Annotated in this window: 16 protein-coding genes; 10 read left to right on the top strand and 6 right to left on the bottom strand. The window is 55.2% G+C overall.

Annotated features, from left to right (window positions below):
• Window positions 1-7 precede the first annotated feature (7 nt).
• The 6 genes from kdpC (at window position 8) to potE (ending at window position 8,092) form a co-directional block, all read left to right on the top strand.
• A complete protein-coding gene (gene kdpC, locus V1572_RS09090; RefSeq protein ID WP_021241023.1) occupies window positions 8-583 on the top strand; it encodes a potassium-transporting ATPase subunit KdpC in 576 nt (191 codons plus the stop codon).
• On the top strand, window positions 584-3,271 hold the full coding sequence (gene kdpD, locus V1572_RS09085; RefSeq protein WP_196364874.1) for a two-component system sensor histidine kinase KdpD: 2,688 nt from the start codon (window positions 584-586) through the stop codon (window positions 3,269-3,271).
• Window positions 3,268-3,945: a two-component system response regulator KdpE gene (gene kdpE, locus V1572_RS09080; RefSeq protein ID WP_008501074.1), complete on the top strand. Its 678-nt coding sequence runs from the start codon at window positions 3,268-3,270 to the stop codon at window positions 3,943-3,945. Before kdpD ends, kdpE begins: the two co-directional genes overlap by 4 nt.
• Window positions 3,946-4,224: 279 nt before the next feature.
• On the top strand, window positions 4,225-4,329 hold the full coding sequence (gene speFL, locus V1572_RS09075) for a leader peptide SpeFL (protein WP_003858645.1): 105 nt from the start codon (window positions 4,225-4,227) through the stop codon (window positions 4,327-4,329).
• Window positions 4,330-4,583: 254 nt separating this feature from the next.
• Entirely contained in the window at window positions 4,584-6,782 is a 2,199-nt protein-coding gene (gene speF, locus V1572_RS09070) for an ornithine decarboxylase SpeF (protein ID WP_395299882.1), read from the top strand.
• The gene (gene potE / locus V1572_RS09065) at window positions 6,779-8,092 is read left to right on the top strand and encodes a putrescine-ornithine antiporter (RefSeq protein ID WP_008501072.1); all 1,314 of its coding nucleotides are present in this window, start codon (window positions 6,779-6,781) and stop codon (window positions 8,090-8,092) included. The genes speF and potE overlap by 4 nt, the downstream gene beginning before the upstream one ends.
• A gap of 104 nt (window positions 8,093-8,196) precedes the next feature.
• Here the strand turns inward: potE and pgm are convergent, their stop codons facing one another.
• Together pgm and seqA are read right to left on the bottom strand one after the other, a co-directional pair.
• Window positions 8,197-9,837: a phosphoglucomutase (alpha-D-glucose-1,6-bisphosphate-dependent) gene (gene pgm, locus V1572_RS09060; protein WP_048026964.1), complete on the bottom strand. Its 1,641-nt coding sequence runs from the start codon at window positions 9,835-9,837 to the stop codon at window positions 8,197-8,199.
• Between the two features lie 24 nt (window positions 9,838-9,861).
• Entirely contained in the window at window positions 9,862-10,410 is a 549-nt protein-coding gene (gene seqA / locus V1572_RS09055) for a replication initiation negative regulator SeqA (RefSeq protein ID WP_008501070.1), read from the bottom strand.
• Window positions 10,411-10,593: 183 nt separating this feature from the next.
• On the opposite strand from seqA, the gene ybfF reads away from it, so the two are divergent.
• The 4 genes from ybfF to fur all read left to right on the top strand — a co-directional run bounded on the left by ybfF (window position 10,594) and on the right by fur (window position 13,206).
• Complete coding sequence (gene ybfF, locus V1572_RS09050) at window positions 10,594-11,367, top strand: esterase (RefSeq protein ID WP_048226102.1); 774 nt, start codon at window positions 10,594-10,596, stop codon at window positions 11,365-11,367.
• Window positions 11,368-11,495: 128 nt separating this feature from the next.
• Entirely contained in the window at window positions 11,496-11,783 is a 288-nt protein-coding gene (ybfE, locus tag V1572_RS09045; protein WP_023310772.1) for a LexA regulated protein, read from the top strand.
• A 155-nt stretch (window positions 11,784-11,938) separates the two neighbouring features.
• Complete coding sequence (gene fldA / locus V1572_RS09040) at window positions 11,939-12,469, top strand: flavodoxin FldA (protein WP_008501067.1); 531 nt, start codon at window positions 11,939-11,941, stop codon at window positions 12,467-12,469.
• 290 nt (window positions 12,470-12,759) lie between these two features.
• Window positions 12,760-13,206 carry a ferric iron uptake transcriptional regulator gene (fur, locus tag V1572_RS09035; protein WP_014169146.1) on the top strand — a complete coding sequence of 149 codons (447 nt, stop codon included), beginning with the start codon at window positions 12,760-12,762 and terminating at the stop codon, window positions 13,204-13,206.
• 93 nt (window positions 13,207-13,299) lie between these two features.
• Here fur and chiQ read toward each other — a convergent pair whose 3' ends face one another.
• From chiQ to nagE, 4 genes are all read right to left on the bottom strand, one after another.
• Complete coding sequence (gene chiQ / locus V1572_RS09030) at window positions 13,300-13,626, bottom strand: ChiQ/YbfN family lipoprotein (protein ID WP_045909866.1); 327 nt, start codon at window positions 13,624-13,626, stop codon at window positions 13,300-13,302.
• A 47-nt stretch (window positions 13,627-13,673) separates the two neighbouring features.
• On the bottom strand, window positions 13,674-15,071 hold the full coding sequence (chiP, locus tag V1572_RS09025) for a chitoporin ChiP (protein ID WP_023293022.1): 1,398 nt from the start codon (window positions 15,069-15,071) through the stop codon (window positions 13,674-13,676).
• A gap of 446 nt (window positions 15,072-15,517) precedes the next feature.
• Window positions 15,518-17,185, bottom strand: coding sequence for a glutamine--tRNA ligase (gene glnS / locus V1572_RS09020; protein ID WP_045909581.1), 1,668 nt, complete (start codon window positions 17,183-17,185; stop codon window positions 15,518-15,520).
• A gap of 179 nt (window positions 17,186-17,364) precedes the next feature.
• Window positions 17,365-19,317: a PTS N-acetyl glucosamine transporter subunit IIABC gene (gene nagE / locus V1572_RS09015; protein ID WP_048226098.1), complete on the bottom strand. Its 1,953-nt coding sequence runs from the start codon at window positions 19,315-19,317 to the stop codon at window positions 17,365-17,367.
• Window positions 19,318-19,545 lie beyond the last annotated feature (228 nt).

Raw genomic sequence — 19,545 nt, 5'->3', positions numbered from 1 at the left:
GAATCAAATGACCATGTTACGCCCCGCTATACTTCTGTTTATTCTGCTGTCTCTCATTACCGGCGGGCTGTACCCGCTGGTGACCACCGCGCTGGGCCAGTGGTGGTTTAAGGATCAGGCTAACGGCTCGCTGATACTGCAAAATGGTGAAAACCGCGGCTCTCGCCTGATTGGTCAGAACTTTACGGATGCCCGCTACTTCCAGGGACGCCCTTCCGCCACTGCCGAAAGCCCGTATAATCCGATGGCATCCGGCGGCAGCAACCTGGCGGGCAGTAACCCTGAACTGGACAAAGCCGTCGCGGAGCGCGTAGCAGCCCTGCGCGCCGCGAATCCGCAGGCCAGCCGTGACGTGCCCGTGGAGCTGGTGACCGCCTCGGCCAGCGGGCTGGACTACAGCCTGACGCCGGCAGCGGTGGCATGGCAGATCCCGCGCGTTGCCGCTGCCCGTCAGCTGACCGTCGAACAGGTGAGCCAGTTGGTGGCAGAGCACACGCAAAAGCCGCTGGTCAGCTTCATCGGCATGCCTGTGGTAAATATTGTTGAGCTGAATCTGGCGCTGGACGCGCTAAGGAAAAACTAAATGACCGACGAGCCCATGCGCCCGGATCCGGACAGGCTGCTCGAACAAACAGCTGAAGCCCATCGCGGCAAACTGAAAATTTTCTTCGGCGCCTGCGCGGGCGTCGGGAAAACCTTCGCCATGTTGACGGAAGCCCAGCGGCTTCGGGCGCAGGGGCTCGATATTCTGATCGGCGTGGTTGAAACCCACGGACGTAAAGAGACAGCATCACTGCTGAAGGGGCTGGCTACCCAGCCGCCCCGCCGCATCAGCCATCGCGGTCGGTTAGTCACTGAATTCGATCTCGATGCCGCCCTCGCCCGCCGTCCCGCGCTTATCCTGATGGACGAGCTGGCGCACAGCAATGCGCCTGGCTCACGCCATCCAAAACGCTGGCAGGATGTTGAAGAATTACTTGAAGCCGGTATCGATGTGTTCACCACGGTTAACGTTCAGCATCTCGAAAGCCTGAACGACGTGGTCAGTGGCGTGACCGGCATTCAGGTGCGCGAGACGGTGCCCGACCCCTTCTTTGATTCCGCGGACGAGGTGGTGCTGGTTGACCTGCCGCCCGATGATTTGCGCCAGCGCCTGCACGAAGGCAAAGTGTATATCGCCGGCCAGGCCGAGCGCGCCATCGAACATTTCTTCCGCAAAGGCAACCTGATTGCCCTGCGCGAGCTGGCCCTGCGCCGAACCGCCGACCGGGTGGACGATCAGATGCGCGCCTGGCGGGACCTGCAGGGCCAGGAACGCGTCTGGCACACGCGAGATGCTATCCTGCTGTGCGTGGGCCACGGCAGCGGCAACGAAAAACTTGTCCGCACCGCCGCGCGCCTGGCGGCCAAATTTGGCAGCGTCTGGCATGCGGTGTATGTCGAAACGCCGCAGTTGCACGCGCTGCCCGAAAACCAGCGTCGCGCGATCCTGAGTTCGCTGCGCCTGGCGCAGGAGCTCGGCGCGGAAACCGCCACCCTTTCCGATCCGCAGGAAGATAAAGCCATTCTGCGCTACGCGCGCGAGCATAACCTGGGGAAAATTGTCATCGGCCGTCGCCAGCATCGCCGCTGGTTTAGCCGCGAATCCTTTGCCGACAAGCTGGCCCGTCGTGCGCCGGATCTGGATCTGGTGATCGTGGCGCTGGACGACAAACCTACCCCCTTACCCAATCGTGCGCCGGACAGCCGCACCTTCAGCGATAAATGGCGCATTCAGCTTCGCGGCTGTCTTGTCGCCGTCGTGCTCTGCACCCTGATTACCGTGATTGCCAGCCAGTGGCTGATTGCGTTTGATGCCGCTAACCTGGTGATGATCTACCTTCTGGGCGTGGTGGTGGTGGCGCTCTTTTACGGCCGCTGGCCGTCGGTCCTGGCGACGGTTGTTAACGTCATCAGCTTCGATCTGTTCTTTATTGCCCCCCGCGGGACGCTGGCCGTCTCGGACGTACAGTACATCCTCACCTTCGCGGTGATGCTCACCGTCGGGCTGGTGATCGGGAATCTGACGGCGGGCGTGCGCTATCAGGCGCGTATCGCCCGCTATCGCGAACAGCGTACGCGTCATCTCTACGAGATGTCGAAATCGCTGGCGGTGGGCCGTACGCCGCTGGATATCGTGCAGACCAGCGAGCAGTTTATTCGCTCGACGTTTCATGCCAGCAACCTGATTTTACTCCCGGACGAACACGGTAAGCTGCGCCCGCTGACCTCGGCCACCGGCATGACGCCCTGGGACGAGGCCATCGCACGCTGGAGCTTTGACAAAGGCTTACCGGCGGGCGCGGGGACGGACACCCTCCCCGGCGTGCCCTATCAAATTCTGCCGCTGCGCAGTGCCGATAAAAATCAGGGGCTGGTCATCGTGGAGCCTTCCAACCTGCGCCAGCTGATGATCCCCGAACAGCAGCGTTTACTGGAGACGTTTACGCTGCTGGTTGCCAGCGCGCTGGAACGACTGGCCCTCACCGCCAGCGAGGAACAGGCCCGGCTGGCGAGCGAGCGTGAAAGCATTCGTAACTCGCTGCTGGCGGCGCTGTCTCACGATCTGCGTACCCCGCTCACCGTCCTGTTTGGTCAGTCAGAAATTCTGACGCTGGACCTGGCGGCGGAAGGCTCTAAACATGCCCTTCAGGCCAGCGAGATCCGCCAGCACGTGCTGAATACCACGCGCCTGGTGAATAACCTGCTCGACATGGCGCGTATCCAGTCAGGCGGATTTAACCTCAAAAAAGAGTGGCTAACGCTGGAAGAGGTGGTGGGCAGCGCGCTGAAAATGCTCGAGCCGGGCCTGGGCGGGCGACATATTGCGCTGAACATGCCCGAGCCCCTGACCTTAATTCACGTTGATGGGCCCTTATTCGAGCGGGTGCTGATCAACCTGCTGGAAAATGCCGCCAAATATGCGGGTGCCAGTGCTCAGATTGGGGTGGATGCGACAGTGGAAGATGGCACGCTTCGCCTTAACGTCTGGGATACCGGCCCCGGCATTCCAGCCGGGCAGGAGTTGGCTATTTTCGAGAAATTTGCACGCGGCAATAAGGAGTCGGCCATTCCGGGCGTGGGGCTGGGGCTGGCAATATGTCAGGCGATCATTGACGTCCACGGCGGGTCCATTTCCGCAGAGAATCGTCCCGAAGGCGGCGCACGTTTTTGTGTTACACTTCCTCTGGAAACCCCGCCAGAACTTAATGAATTACCAGAGGATTTGTGATCAACGTTCTGATTGTTGAAGATGAGATCGCCATTAGCCGTTTTCTGCGCGCTGCGCTGGAAGGAGACGGTCTGCGCGTCCATGATGCGGGTACGCTTCAGCGGGGTTTAATTGAAGCCGCCACCCGCAAGCCGGACCTGGTGATCCTCGATCTTGGACTCCCGGACGGCGACGGCATCGATTTTATTCGTGAAGTCCGGCAGTGGAGCCAGATGCCGATCCTCGTGCTCTCCGCCCGTACGGAAGAGACGGATAAAATCGCCGCGCTGGATGCCGGGGCGGATGACTATCTGATTAAACCATTTGGTATCGGCGAGCTACAGGCTCGCCTTCGCGTGGCGCTGCGTCGCCACAGCGCCACCACGCCTGCCGATCCAACCTACACGTTTGGGGATATCCGGGTTGACCTGGCCGCGCGGCGCATTGTGCGCGGCGAAGAGGAAATTCACCTCACGCCCATTGAATTTCGCCTGCTCGCCGTGCTGCTTAACAATCACGGTAAGGTTCTCACCCAGCGCCAGCTGTTAAGTCAGGTGTGGGGACCCAACGCCGTGGAACATAGTCACTATTTACGCATATATATGGGACACCTTCGTCAGAAACTCGAAGTCGACCCCGCTCGCCCTCGCCATTTATTAACTGAAACCGGTATCGGTTATCGGTTTATGCTCTGAATAACTATTCATTTTATTTTTAATTAAAATAAAAACCTCTCAGAAAATATATCAAAAATAATCCAGTCAGTGTTTTTTGGATTATTTATGTCCATTTAAAACATTGATAAAACGTCCTGTTAACTCATCGGTAACAAATCAGAGTTTTGATCTGCGATATTCATCAAAAAACGACTATTTATTTCTGAAATGATCGGTTAACGGTGATCTTCTTCACAGTTAATCGCCTTTTCCTGGATAAAATGACCGTGCTTTCAATTACTGAAAGGAAAATGAATCATGGAAAACAACAATCGTTTAATGCCCCATATAAGGCGGACAACACATATCATGATGTTTGCCCACCGAAACTGCTTTGACTTTCATCTCTTTAATGCCCGGTAGTCCTTCGACTTCTGGCGCACTCGCTTACAGGTTATCCTGAAACATCTTATTTTACAGGCTTTTGCCTGTGAACTCGTGCGCTCATTCATTTTGATTCAGACTCATCCGCACCGGGCGGACTGAATTTCAATCATCAAAAAAGCAATGTACTGATTTTAATCAGCGGCCACCCTTTGCTTTTTTTCCGGAAAATTATCGATTTCTTTCTTGCAAGAAATCGAGGGACGCTTATTACCTAAAATAAAGAGAGAAAGATGAAAAGTTTAAAAATCGCAGCCAGCCGTGCATGCCCGGATTGCTTTACCACCCAGCGTGAACTGGTGGATGTCAGAACCTCTGATTATATCGACGTTGCCGCTATTGTGCTGGCGGTCAGTGATATTACCGACGGCATACTGGAGGAAATAGAAGCCACCGGATTTGGCATTCCTGTTTTTGTTGCGACGCATAAAGAAGAGATCATTCCGGCAGACTATTTATCGCGCATTCATGGCGTATTTGAGTATTCAGACACCAGCAACGACTTTTATGGACGCCAACTGGAAGCGGCTGCCCTGCGGTATGAAACCCAGCTGCGCCCGCCGTTTTTCCGCGCCCTGGTCGACTATGTGAAGCAGGGCAACAGCGCGTTTGACTGCCCGGGTCATCAGGGCGGCCAGTTCTTCCGCCGCCATCCTGCCGGTAATCAGTTCGTTGATTTCTTTGGCGAGAGGCTTTTCCGCGCCGATCTGTGTAACGCCGACGTCGCAATGGGCGATCTGCTGATTCACGAGGGCGCGCCGTGCATTGCGCAGCAACATGCAGCGAAGGTCTTTAATGCCGATAAGACCTACTTCGTGCTGAACGGCACCTCGTCATCTAACAAAGTGGTGCTTAACGCCCTGCTCACCCCGGGCGACCTGGTACTGTTCGACCGTAATAACCACAAATCCAACCATCACGGTGCCCTCCTCCAGGCAGGCGCAACGCCGGTCTATCTGGAAACGGCGCGCAATCCGTACGGCTTTATCGGCGGCATTGATGCCCACTGTTTTGAAGAACATTACCTGCGCGAGCTGGTGGCCGAAGTTGCACCGGGCCGTGCGCGCGATGCGCGTCCGTTCCGTCTGGCGGTGATCCAGCTGGGCACCTACGATGGCACCATCTACAACGCCCGTCAGGTGGTGGATAAGATTGGGCATCTGTGTGATTACATCCTGTTTGACTCCGCCTGGGTGGGTTACGAGCAGTTTATTCCGATGATGGCCGACTGCTCGCCGCTGCTGCTGGAGCTGAACGAAAACGATCCGGGGATTTTGGTTACCCAGTCCGTGCATAAACAGCAGGCAGGCTTCTCCCAGACCTCGCAAATTCACAAGAAAGACAGCCACATCAAAGGCCAGCAGCGCTATGTCCCGCATAAGCGGCTGAATAATGCCTTTATGATGCACGCCTCCACCAGCCCGTTCTATCCGCTGTTTGCCGCGCTGGACATCAACGCCCGTATGCATGAAGGCCAGAGCGGCCGCAACATGTGGATGGACTGCGTGGTGAACGGTATTGAAGCGCGTAAGCTAATCCTGGAGAACTGCCGGTATCTGCGCCCCTTCGTGCCGGAGACGGTGGAGGGTCGTCCGTGGGAAAGCTGGGACACGGCGGAGATTGCGACCGATCTGCGCTTCTTCCACTTCGTGCCGGGTGAAAACTGGCACGCTTTTGAAGGTTACGCTGAGCATCAGTATTTTATCGACCCGTGCAAGCTGCTGCTAACCACGCCGGGCATTAACGCCCGCACCGGCGAGTATGACGATTTCGGCGTACCCGCCACCATCCTCGCCAACTTCCTGCGTGAAAACGGCATCGTGCCGGAGAAATGCGATCTCAACTCGATCCTGTTCCTGCTCACGCCAGCGGAAGATATGGGCAAACTGCAGCAGCTGGTGGCGCAGCTGGTGCGCTTCGAAAAACTGCTTGAGAGCAATGCTCCGCTGAAAGACGTCCTGCCTTCTCTCTACAAACAACATCCGGAACGTTACGCGGATTACACCCTGCGCCAGATCTGCCAGGAGATGCATGACCTGTACGCCCGTCACAATGTGAAACAGCTGCAGAAAGAGATGTTCCGCAAGTCCCATTTCCCACGCGTGATGATGAACCCGCAGGACGCGAACTACGCCTATCTGCGCGGTGAGGTTGAACTGGTCTCCCTTCGCGACGCGGAAGGCCGCATCGCCGCGGAAGGCGCCCTACCTTATCCGCCGGGGGTGCTGTGCGTTGTCCCGGGGGAGGTCTGGGGCGGCTCCGTGCTGCGCTACTTCACCGCGCTGGAAGAAGGCATCAACCTGCTGCCGGGCTTTGCACCGGAGCTGCAGGGTGTGTACGTCGAGGAGTGTGAGGGCCGTAAACAGGTTCGCTGTAACGTCATCAAACAACCCGCCGCTCAGCCCGCGCTGCTGAAAGGAGAGAAATTATGAGTAAGTCCAATAAGATGGGCGTGGTGCAGCTGACCATCCTCACCATGGTGAACATGATGGGCTCCGGCATCATCATGCTGCCCACCAAGCTTGCCGAAGTAGGAACCATTTCGATTATCTCCTGGCTGGTGACCGCCGTAGGCTCAATGGCGCTGGCATGGGCATTTGCCAAGTGCGGGATGTTCAGCCGCAAGTCAGGCGGCATGGGAGGCTACGCCGAGTATGCCTTTGGCAAGTCGGGCAACTTTATGGCCAACTATACCTACGGGGTATCACTGCTGATCGCCAACGTGGCGATTGCCATCTCCGCCGTGGGCTACGGTACGGAGTTGTTTGGCGCGACGCTCAGCCCGGTACAGATTGGTTTAGCCACCATCGGCGTGCTGTGGATCTGCACCGTGGCTAACTTTGGCGGTGCGCGTATCACCGGACAGCTCAGCAGCATCACCGTCTGGGGCGTGATTATTCCGGTTGTCGGCCTGTGCATCATCGGCTGGTTCTGGTTCAGCCCGACCCTGTACGCCAACTCCTGGAACCCGCACCATGTGCCGTTCTTCAGCGCAGTCGGCTCTTCTATCGCCATGACGCTCTGGGCCTTCCTCGGTCTGGAATCCGCCTGCGCGAACGCAGAAGTCGTTGATAATCCGGAAAAGAACGTCCCGATTGCGGTCCTCGGCGGTACGCTGGGCGCGGCGGTGATCTATATCGTCTCGACGAACGTCATTGCGGGCATCGTTCCGAACATGGATCTGGCCAACTCCACGGCGCCGTTCGGGCTGGCCTTCGCGCAGATGTTCACGCCGGAAGTCGGGAAAGTGATTATGGGTCTGATGGTCATGTCGTGCTGCGGTTCACTCCTTGGCTGGCAGTTCACCATCGCGCAGGTGTTTAAATCCTCGGCTGATGAAGGTTACTTCCCAAAAATCTTCTCCCGCGTCACCAAAGCCGATGCACCGGTGCAGGGCATGCTGGCGATTGTCATTTTCCAGAGCGGATTGTCGCTGATGACCATTAGCCCGTCGCTGAACAGCCAGTTCAACGTGCTGGTCAACCTGGCGGTTGTGACGAATATCATTCCGTATATCCTGTCGATGGCGGCGCTGGTGATTATTCAGAAAGTCGCGAAGGTTGATCCACGCAAGGCGCGAGCGGCCAATATCGTGGCGCTGATTGGGGCAATCTATAGCTTCTACGCGCTCTATTCCTCCGGCCAGGAAGCGATGCTGTATGGCGCGATGGTGACCTTTATGGGCTGGACGCTGTACGGTCTGGTGTCACCGCGGTTTGAATTGAAGAATAAGCACAGTTAGGTAAAAGCAAAACGGCAACCCAAGGGTTGCCGTTTTTAATGTTTTCTCCCTCTCCCCGTGGGAGAGGGCCGGGGTGAGGGCATCAGCCCGCACCAGAAAACCACTTACGCGTTTTTCAGCACTTCGCTGACAATCTCTACCGCTTCTTTCTCAATCTGCTGACGATGCTCAGCGCCGAGGAAGCTTTCGCAATAGATTTTATACGCATCTTCCGTGCCGGATGGACGCGCAGCGAACCAGCCGTTTTCGGTCATCACTTTCAGCCCACCAATGGAGGCGCCGTTACCCGGTGCCGCCGTCAGACGCGCAGTAATCGGGTCGCCGGCCAGGGTGCTTGCGCTGACCATCTCAGGAGAGAGTTTGGACAGGGCTGCTTTCTGGGCTGACGTTGCGCTGGCCTGAATACGGTTATAGCTTGGCGCACCAAAGCGTGCCGCCAGGTCGTTGTAATGTTCCTGCGGGTTTTTACCGGTGACCGCGGTGATTTCCGCCGCCAGCAGGCACATGATGATACCGTCTTTATCGGTTGACCACGGCGTGCCGTCGAAGCGCAGGAAAGAAGCTCCCGCGCTCTCTTCACCACCGAAGCCAAAGCTGCCGTCGTGCAGACCGTCAACAAACCATTTGAAGCCCACCGGCACTTCCACCAGCTTGCGGCCCAGCGCGTCCACCACGCGGTCGATCATCGCGGAGGAAACCAGCGTCTTACCGACAGCCACCTCTTTGCCCCACTGCGGACGGTGCTGGAACAGGTAGTTAATCGCGACTGCCAGATAGTGGTTCGGGTTCATCAGCCCGGCAGGGGTGACGATACCGTGGCGGTCGTAATCCGGGTCGTTAGCAAACGCCAGATCGAATTTATCACGCAGCGCCAGCAGGCCCGCCATTGCGCACTCGGAGGAGCAGTCCATGCGGATCGCGCCGTCTTTGTCCAGGTGCATAAAACGGAAGGTCTGATCGACGTGATCGTTCACGATGGTCAGATCCAGCTTGTAGTGCTCGGCAATACGTTTCCAGTATTCAATACCGGAGCCGCCCAGCGGATCCACCCCCAGCTTCAGGCCGGCTTTCTGGATGGCCGCCATATCGACGATATCCGCCAGACCTTCCACGAACGGCTGAACCAGATCCTGCTCTTTTACGTGGCCGGACGCCATGGCCGCATCCAGAGAGATGCGCTTCACGCCTTTCAGACCGTCGGCCAGCAAGGCGTTCGCACGATCTTCAACCACTTTGGTGACGTTGGTGTCTGCCGGGCCACCGTTAGGCGGGTTGTATTTAATACCACCGTCTTCCGGCGGGTTGTGGGATGGCGTGATAACGATACCGTCAGCCAGCGCGCCACCTTTTTTGTTGTGTACCAGGATGGCGTTAGACACCGCAGGCGTTGGGGTGAAGCCGTTGTTCTCCTGAACAATCACATCAACGCCGTTCGCTGTCAGAACTTCCAGCACGGAAATAAAGGCCGGTTCAGACAGGGCATGGGTATCTTTCCCCACGTAGCACGGACCGGTAACGCCGTTTTTAGCGCGCTCTTCCGCAATGGCCTGAGCAATGGCCAGAATATGCGGTTCGTTAAAGCTGTGGCGCGCCGCGCTGCCGCGGTGACCAGATGTACCAAACTTCACTGCGTGTTCTGCGTTGCCCACGACCGGCTTCAGCACGTAATACTGCGCGGTCAGCTGAGCGACGTTAATCAAATCGCTTTGTTGTGCAGGTTGGCCTGCACGGCTGTGATTTGCCATTACCGGGTCCTTCTGATGCAAGGGTTAAATTGTACCGCAAACCTTTTCAATCAATTCCGCCGGGAACTGCATGGACTGCATGATGTGTTCAATCATGCTGCACTTGCGGCCCGTATTGGTATTGGTGATCACCCAGTACGGGGTGCCAGGAACATGTTTGGGTTTGGTTTGATTGCCATTTTGCAGCAGCGTCTGCTCGTCGCCCGCGAAGTAGACGCGAGTACGACCGTGCAGCGACTCGGTCGCTTCAGCAAACGCTTTGTTATCCAGTGAATAAAGTGTAGACAGCACCAGCATAAAGCGGTTAACCGCCTTTTTCTGCTCCGCGTATTCATCGGAGAGCAGCAGCTCGCGCATCGCGCGCACTTTATCTTTTGCCGGCGTCACGGCAGGTTTTGCTTGTGCAACAACGCTTGGCTGAGACACGACATCTTTGGTGACTGGGGTAGCAGGCTGTGAAGCGGCGGAAATTTTAAGCATGCGCCGTAAAATGTCGGACGCGCTCTCCCCGATATGCCGCGTCTGGCTGGCAATATACTGATAGAGTTCGTCATCAACTTCGATTGTTTTCATCTTAATCCAGTGCGATATCTTATCTGAATACAAGTCATTGGGATTATAAGGTCAAATCCCAACAGCGGATAGCGTCAAACCAGGTTGGCGGCAAAAGTCAGATTAAACTGGAACCTTGCAGCCGGGCGGCAGAATGGTCAACATGATACCCTAACCTGACATACGTAAAAAAAGAACTTTGCCATGAAATTGAATACCCGAGCGCAAACTGCACAATCGCCGAACAATAATTCTCCCATCGTACTGGTTCACGGGCTTTTTGGCAGCCTGGATAACCTGGGCGTGCTGGCGCGCGATCTGGTTACCGATCACGATATCCTACAGGTCGATATGCGCAATCACGGTCTTTCCGGCCGTTCCGACGAGATGACCTACGCCGCGATGGCGCAGGATCTGCTGGATACGCTGGATGCCAACGATCTGCAAAAGGTCACCCTCATCGGGCATTCAATGGGCGGCAAAGCGGTGATGGCCCTGACGGCGCTGGCCCCGGAGCGTATTAACGGCCTGGTGGTGATTGATGTTGCGCCCGTGGATTACGACGTGCGCCGTCACGACGAGATTTTTGCCGCCATCAATGCGGTCACCGAAGCGGGTGTCGCGACCCGCCAGCAGGCAGCTACCGTCATGCGTGAGCATCTTGATGAAGAAGGCGTCGTGCAGTTCCTGCTGAAGTCGTTTGTTGACGGCCAGTGGCGTTTTAACGTGCCGGTGCTCTGGAACCAGTACAACAATATTGTGGGCTGGCAAACCGTACCCGCCTGGCCGCACCCTACCCTCTTTATTCGCGGCGGTAACTCCCCTTACGTTACCGACGCGTACCGCGACGCCATACTGGCGCAATTCCCGCAGGCTCGCGCCCACGTCATTGCCGGAGCCGGGCACTGGGTGCATGCGGAAAAACCTGACGCCGTACTGCGCGCCATTCGCCGCTATCTTGCTGATACTGCAAATTGATTAAAAAGAGAGCGACTGGAAGGCTGCGGGCTTCCAGTCGTTGGCGCGCCGTTTTTGGTGATGTATGATGGCGCGCTTATCGCCCGGGCATTAGCAGGGCGGCGTGTTTCCCCCGAAGTCTCAGAATCATGGCCAAAGAACAAACGGACCGTACGACACTAGATCTGTTCGCGAATGAGCGTCGCCCGGGACGACCGAAGACGAATCCGCTTTCGCGCGATGAACAGCTGCGTATCAATAAACGCAATCAGCTTAAACGCGATAAAAATCGTGGGCTTAAGCGTGTCGAACTGAAGCTCAACGCTGACGCGGTCGATGCACTTAACGAGCTGGCCGAGGCGCGAAATATCAGCCGCAGCGAGCTCATTGAAGAGATGCTGATCGCCCAGCTTGAGACATTGCGCGGCCAGGCATAAGTCTGAAAATTCCCTTAATTACCCTTTTCATGTAGCACAGAGTGCAGTCCTGCGCGATAGCTGTTTCCGCAGGGTTGCCAGTTCTGCTATTATTGCCCTTATCCGTGGCCGAATTGCGCCACCATACTATTAAGTTTCAAGAGGTTATTTTACTCATGGCAATCATCGGCATTTTCTTTGGCAGTGATACCGGCAATACCGAAAATATCGCGAAAAACATTCAAAAACAGCTCGGTAAAGACGTTGCTGATGTGCATGACATCGCCAAGAGCAGCAAAGAAGATCTCGAAGGCTATGACATTCTGCTGCTGGGTATTCCGACCTGGTACTACGGTGAAGCCCAGTGTGACTGGGATGATTTCTTCCCGACGCTAGAAGAAGTGGACTTCAACGGTAAGCTGGTCGCCCTGTTTGGCTGCGGCGATCAGGAAGACTACGCCGAGTACTTCTGTGACGCGCTGGGTACCATCCGCGACATCATTGAGCCGAATGGCGCAGTGATCGTCGGCCACTGGCCGACCGCTGGTTACCACTTCGAAGCATCTAAAGGACTGGCCGATGACGATCACTTCGTGGGCCTGGCCATCGACGAAGACCGTCAGCCAGAACTGACCGCAGAGCGCGTTGAGAAATGGGTTAAGCAGATCCGTGAAGAACTGCACCTGGACGATATTCTTAACGCCTGATTTTTCTCGCGGCGCAACGGCGGTTGCGCCCGTGCACCAGGTCAAACCGATTAAATTAATTGCTACAATCTTTTAACTTTTTCGCCCAGACCTGTACAATGTCTCCCTGATAAATGTGGTTTTCCATCGAGCAAGTTTGTTGGTGATACCCCATTTTTATAAGCATATTTTGCCTGAGACTTGCAGTTTTCATTTAGCCATGGCAGTTCTATAATGAGACGCATTATCCCAGGTGCATTTTCTGTCACTTCCTACAGAAGTGAATCGTTTAGCAACAGGACAGATTCCGCATGACTGACAACAATACCGCATTAAAGAAGGCTGGCCTGAAAGTTACGCTTCCTCGGTTAAAAATCCTCGAAGTGCTTCAGGGTCCAGACAATCACCATGTCAGTGCGGAAGACCTTTATAAACGTCTTATCGACATGGGTGAAGAGATTGGGCTGGCTACCGTCTATCGCGTGCTGAACCAGTTTGATGACGCGGGCATTGTCACCCGTCATAATTTCGAAGGCGGTAAATCTGTATTCGAACTGACCCAGCAGCAGCACCACGATCACCTGATCTGCCTCGACTGTGGCAAGGTCATTGAATTTAGCGATGATTCCATCGAAGCGCGTCAGCGTGAAATCGCCGCGCGTCACGGTATCCGCCTCACCAACCACAGCCTGTACCTTTACGGTCACTGCGCTGAAGGCGACTGCCGTGAAGATGACCACGCGCACGACGCAAAATAAGCGAGTATTCATACTCTGAGCCAGCCGCAAGGTTGGCTTTTTTTTGCCTGAAAAAAAGCCCGGTAAGCGCAGCGCCACCGGGCGTAAAGCAACTTATTTATTGTTATTGCGTATCTCGTTCCAGATCTTGTCGCAACGCTTCGCCACTTCCTGATCGTTACCGGTTTTACGCGCCTGGATACAGGCCTGGTAATCCATCACCCGGACATTTTCCTGCGTCGCAAACTGCTCGTGCGCTTTTTCTTTCTTCAGCACATTCAGCACGCTCTGGCAGGCTTCAATTTTCTCCGGCGAGCCTTCCGCAGTATTAATACAGGCGCTGTAGGCCTCCCTGAGACGGGAGTCCTCTTTCGGTGCCTGAGTCTGGGCACACGCCACCAGCCCCGATGCCAATAGCGCGACGATTACGATTTTTTTCATCATATGCAGTCTCCGGTCCGGCGGGAGCTGACCCGCCGGACGATTCATCAGAAGATGGTGAACGGTGCGATAACCATGAATTTCACGTCACGTTCATCCTGGAAGATGTTGCCGTAACCGCCCGCGTAGCTCGGGATATCGGAGTGGTTGTCGTACTGGGTGAAGTGCAGTTTGAACATCGTGCCTTTCGCGCGGCCATCCTGCAGGGTATAGATTGCATCCAGGCTGTAGGAAGACTCTTTCAGGCGATAGTTTGGATCGTAGTAAGCATCCGGTGTTGCCATGTCGGCAGGTTTTGCATCCCAGGCGTAAGCGTAAGACGCGCCCACCGCCCAGCCAGGCAGGTTCCAGTTTTTCAGATCGTACATTGCGCCGAAGAAGACCGCTTTCTCACCGTCGGCGTTGAAGTCGGAGCGGTTATCCCACCAGATATCAAGACGACCGTTGGAGGAGGCGTAGGTCGGGGTCATACGCTGCAGGAAGTAGCCCTGCTGCCCTTCCGCCTTCACCCATGTACCTTCCAGACGCAAATCAACCTGACCGACCTTGTAGCCAAAGGTGAGCGCCTGCAGCCACGCGGTGCCGTCGTAGATGTCGTTGACACCACCGTTACTGACTTTGTCGCGCGTACCGTAGAACTGGTAGCTGGTACTCAACGGGCTACCCGCGATATCGAACTTATAGCTGGCCTTGGCAAAGTATTGATCGATATACCCTTGCGCCTGGCCAAATGCCGCTTCGAGAACCAGATCGTTTTTGAAGTCGTATTTCGCCCCCAGCGAGTGGAGGTAATCGACCTTGGTTTTCTTGTCGTTCTGGTAGAACTTGTCCATCTCAATGTGCCACGGTGCTTTGTACTCGTTGGTCCACATATAGGAGAAGCTCAGCGCACCCGCATCGCCGTAGTCAAAGTTAGCCCCTGCTTCCGCCCCCTGATAGGTACCCGGCATAAAGCTCCAGTGTGGGGCTAACAGCGTCTGGCCAGTTGGCTGAATATACCCCCCACGCGCCCAGACCGGGCCGTATTTGAATTTCGCTGCGGCTTTGTAAAGGCTGATACCGCTCTTATCCCCGGACCAGTCTTCATCATAGGCTTTGTTGCTGGAGGAGAAGGCGATTTCGTTCGGGTGGCCGCTGTCGCCGTTTTCCGCCATTTCGATCGCGGTGAACGCGGCAATATCCAGACCGAACATATCCGCGGCGTAGCCTGACTGGAAGTCCAGGTTGGCGTTCCAGGTGGAGTGCGAGAGGTTGGTTTTGTATTTATCTTCAGTGACGTCTTTACGGTCACGCTCACGCTGCCAGTAATAAATACCGCCCGTGAGGGTAGAATCTTCGATGAAACCCGCTGCTTTTGCCTCTGGCGCAATCACCAGGCCCGACATTGCTGTCACACCGGCAATAGCCAGCGCCAGCGCACTACGTTTGCCACTGAACGTACGCATAGATTATTCCTCTTTGACGAATTAAAACGCCTGAAACGGCGTAAATAAAAAAGACCAAATGGTCAGGGGTAGTTTTAAATACCCTCGAATTAACTACCGTCTTTAGGTTATTTTTCGCGACGCGAATTATCAATGCTTTTCAGCGGGCAAAAGTCAGGATTATGACGAAGTGCACATAATTGGTAGTGCTTTGTAACATTTACAGGAAGGCGAGGAATGACGGGTAATTCTCAGGTTTTTCAGTGGCCAGGCGCGGGATCGCTTTCCTTTTTTATCACCTTTTTAATTTTGGCAATGATACAAACTTTTTTTTAAAAAATAAGTAGCACCTCATTGACCTGTTATTTTCAGAACGCCTCTTTAGTCCCTGGCTTAATACTCTGATCGTTAAATAAAAAAACGCCGCATAATGCGGCGTTTGTCTCTCATTGACCAGAACAGGAATATTATTCGCCGATCTTCGTCCAGGTATCACGCAGGCCTACGGTACGGTTAAATACCGGTTTTTCCGCCGTGCTGTAACGGCTGTCCAGGCAGAAGTAACCTTCACGTTCGAACTGGAACGCTTTGCCCGCTTCAGCCGCTTTCAGGGACGGCTCCGCATAACCCTGCTTAATCACCAGCGATTCCGGGTTGATGGTCGCCAGGAAGTCTTCCGCCGCACCTGGGTTAGGCACGCTGAACAGACGATCGTAAAGACGGATCTCGACCGGCAGCGCGTGGGTTGCGCTCACCCAGTGGATAACGCCCTTCACCTTGCGGCCATCCGCCGGATCTTTACTCAGCGTCTCAGCGTCATAAGAACAGAAGATGGTGGTGATATTCCCTTCCGCATCTTTTTCAACGCGCTCGGCTTTGATGACGTAAGCATTACGCAGACGTACTTCTTTACCCAGCACCAGACGCTTGTACTGCTTGTTGGCTTCTTCACGGAAGTCAGCGCGGTCAATCCAGATCTCGCCGCTGAACGGCACGTCACGGCTTCCCATTTCCGGTTTGTTCGGATGGTTAGGCATGGAGACCAGTTCGCTCTCGCCCTGCGGATAGTTCTCGATGACCAGTTTCACCGGATCGATAACGGCCATCGCGCGCGGGGCGTTTTCGTTGAGATCTTCGCGAATGCAGGATTCCAGAGAGGCCATCTCAATGGTGTTGTCCTGCTTGGTCACGCCGATACGCTTGCAGAATTCACGGATTGACGCCGCGGTGTAACCACGACGGCGCAGACCGGAGATGGTCGGCATACGCGGGTCATCCCAGCCTTCAACGTGCTTGTCGGTCACCAGCAGGTTCAGCTTACGCTTGGACATCACGGTGTATTCCAGATTCAGACGAGAGAACTCGTACTGGCGCGGATGCACCGGAATGGTGATGTTATCCAGCACCCAGTCGTACAGACGACGGTTGTCCTGGAACTCCAGTGTACACAGCGAGTGGGTGATGCCTTCCAGCGCATCGCTGATGCAGTGGGTGAAGTCGTACATCGGGTAGATGCACCACTTGTTGCCAGTCTGGTGGTGTTCAGCGAACTTAATACGATACAGCACCGGATCGCGCATTACGATGAACGGCGATGCCATGTCAATTTTGGCACGCAGGCAGGCTTTGCCTTCTTCGAAACCACCGGCGCGCATTTTTTCAAACAGCGCCAGGTTCTCTTCCACGCTGCGATCGCGGAACGGGCTGTTTTTGCCCGGCGCGGTCAGCGTACCGCGGTACTCACGGATCTCATCTGCAGACAGTTCGTCAACATACGCCAGACCTTTGTTGATAAGCTCTACCGCGTAGGCATACAGCTGATCAAAGTAGTCAGAGGAGTAGCAGATATCGCCAGACCAGTTGAAGCCCAGCCATTGCACGTCATTTTTGATGGACTCAACGTATTCGATGTCTTCTTTTACTGGGTTGGTGTCATCGAAACGCAGGTTGCACTGTCCCTGGTAGTCTTGCGCAATGCCAAAGTTCAGGCAGATGGACTTCGCATGCCCGATATGCAGGTAGCCGTTCGGCTCCGGCGGAAAACGGGTATGAATTGTGGTGTGCTTACCACTGGCCAGATCTTCATCGATGATCTGACGAATAAAGTTACTCGGGCGGGCTTCAGCCTCACTCATCGTGGATTCCTCAAAGCGTAAACAACGTATAACGGCATATGATCTTATAAGCCGGACGTAGTGACAACCCTTAGTTACGGAAAATACGTATCAGATGAAAATAATGGGGGCTTTTGCTGCAAAAAAAAGCGGCGGAGGATATCCCCCGCCGCTTAAGGCATGACTCTACTCAGGAGCTATTACTTGCCTTTAATCTCGTACAGCGGGGTTTGACCCGCAACAACCTGACCTTTCGCCTGGATGACCAGACCGCTGAAGTCGTCGATGTTGCTGCAAACCACCGGGCTAATCATGGAACGCGCGTTGGCATTCAGGAAGTCCAGATCCATTTCCAGAATCGGCTGCCCGGCCACCACTTCAGCGCCCTCTTCCACCAGGCGAGTAAAGCCCTGACCATTCAGCGCAACGGTATCGATACCCATGTGGACAACGATCTCCGCGCCCTTTTCGGTTTCGAGGCAGAACGCGTGGTTGGTGTTGAAGATTTTCACGATGGTACCGGCCGCCGGAGACACCACGGTTTTATCCGTTGGTTTCACCGCCACACCGTCACCGACCGCTTTGCTGGCGAACGCTTCATCAGGTACCTGCTCAAGGTCAACCACGTCACCCGTTACCGGAGAGACCAGCGCGGCCACCGTCACGGCGTTAGGCACGGCCTGTGGCTTCGCTACCGGGGCAGCCGTCGACGCAGGTGCGCTGTCGGTTGACGCCGCCGCGACCGGTCCACGGGCAACCACTTTTTTCATTTCGTCACCGATGGATTCCGCTTTGGCACCCACGATAACCTGGATAGTTTGTTTGTTCAGTTTAACCACGCCCGATGCACCAAGGCGTTTACACATTGCGTCGCTGACGCGCGCAGAGTCACCCACCGTCAGACGCAGACGGGTGATGCAGGCATCAATGGCTTTCAGGTTGTCAGTCCCCCCGACGGCAGCGATATAGCTGGTCGCCAGCTGAGTCAGACCCTCTTCGGTATTGCTGTTGGCTTCGTTGGTGACCACTTCGTCTTTGGTGTCTTCGCGGCCCGGCGTTTTGAGGTTAAACATACGAATAACCGCAGTGAACAGCACGAAGTAGATGACGAAGAAGACCAGACCCATTACCACCAGCATCCAGACGTTCTTGCTTGCCGCCGGCAGGTTGTACATCAACACGTAGTCGATCGCGCCTGCAGAGAAGGAGAAGCCAGCATGGATACCCAGCAGGGTCGCCACAAACAGGCTGATACCGGTAAGCACCGCATGCATGAGGTACAGCACCGGCGCCAGGAACATGAACAGGAATTCCAGCGGCTCGGTTACGCCGGTCAAGAACGCGGTAATCGCAACGGACAGCAGCATGCCGCCAACCATTGGGCGACGCGCTTTTGGCGCAGCCAGGTACATTGCCAGCGCAGCGCCCGGCAGACCAAACATCATGATTGGGAAGAAGCCAGACATGAACATGCCTGCGGTGCCGTCACCCGCGTAGAAGCGGTTGATGTCGCCGTGGAATACGGTGCCCGCAGCATTGGTGAACTCACCAATCTGGAACCATGCGATAGTGTTCAGCACCTGATGCAGACCGGTTGGGATCAGCAGACGGTTGATAAAACCAAAGATACCTGAGCCCACTGCACCCGCTGAAACAATCCACTCACCGCCCGCATGGATCGCATGCTGTACCGGTGGCCAGACGTAGCCAAAGATAGCGGCCAGAACCAGACAGAAGAAGCCCGTCGCGATTGGCACGAAACGTTTGCCGCCAAAGAAACTCAGGAAGTCTGGCAGCTTAATGTTTGCCCAGCGGTTGTACACAGCACCACCGACCAGACCGGTAATGATACCTGCCAGCACGCCCATGTTGATTTCTGGGTTAATCGTTACCATCGCTTTCGTCAGGATGAAATAACCGACTGCCCCTGCCAGCGCTGCAGCACCCGCGCTGTCTTTTGACCAGCTTGAGGCAACACCGATGGCGAAAATCAGCGCCAGGTTGTCAAAAATAGCACCGCCAGCCTGAGCAATAAACGGTACGTTAAGAAGATCGGGTTGCCCGAATCGCAGCAGCAACGCTGCAACCGGTAGCACGGCGATAGGGAGCTGCAAAGCCCTACCGAGGCGCTGGAAAAAACCTAAAATATTCATCCTATTCCCCCTACGAGACCCGTTTTTCAGGCTCGCGCATAAACTATGTTTTTATTGTGTCACGAACGATAGATACCGTTGATAATTCACTGGCAGTCTGAGTGTGTGAAAAATTAATTCGTATCGCAAATTAAACACCTATTTTTTGTGATTTTTGTCACCAAATATCGTATTCAGCCCTCCCTTACACTGGCTAACAGCGAAAACTTATTTTATCATTCAAAAAAT

It is taken from the genome of Enterobacter quasiroggenkampii (genome assembly GCF_043972695.1).
Classification (GTDB): Bacteria; Pseudomonadota; Gammaproteobacteria; order Enterobacterales; family Enterobacteriaceae; genus Enterobacter; species Enterobacter quasiroggenkampii.
The sequence above is the reverse complement of the archived record's forward strand: the minus strand, read 5'-3'. Positions and strand labels throughout refer to the sequence as shown.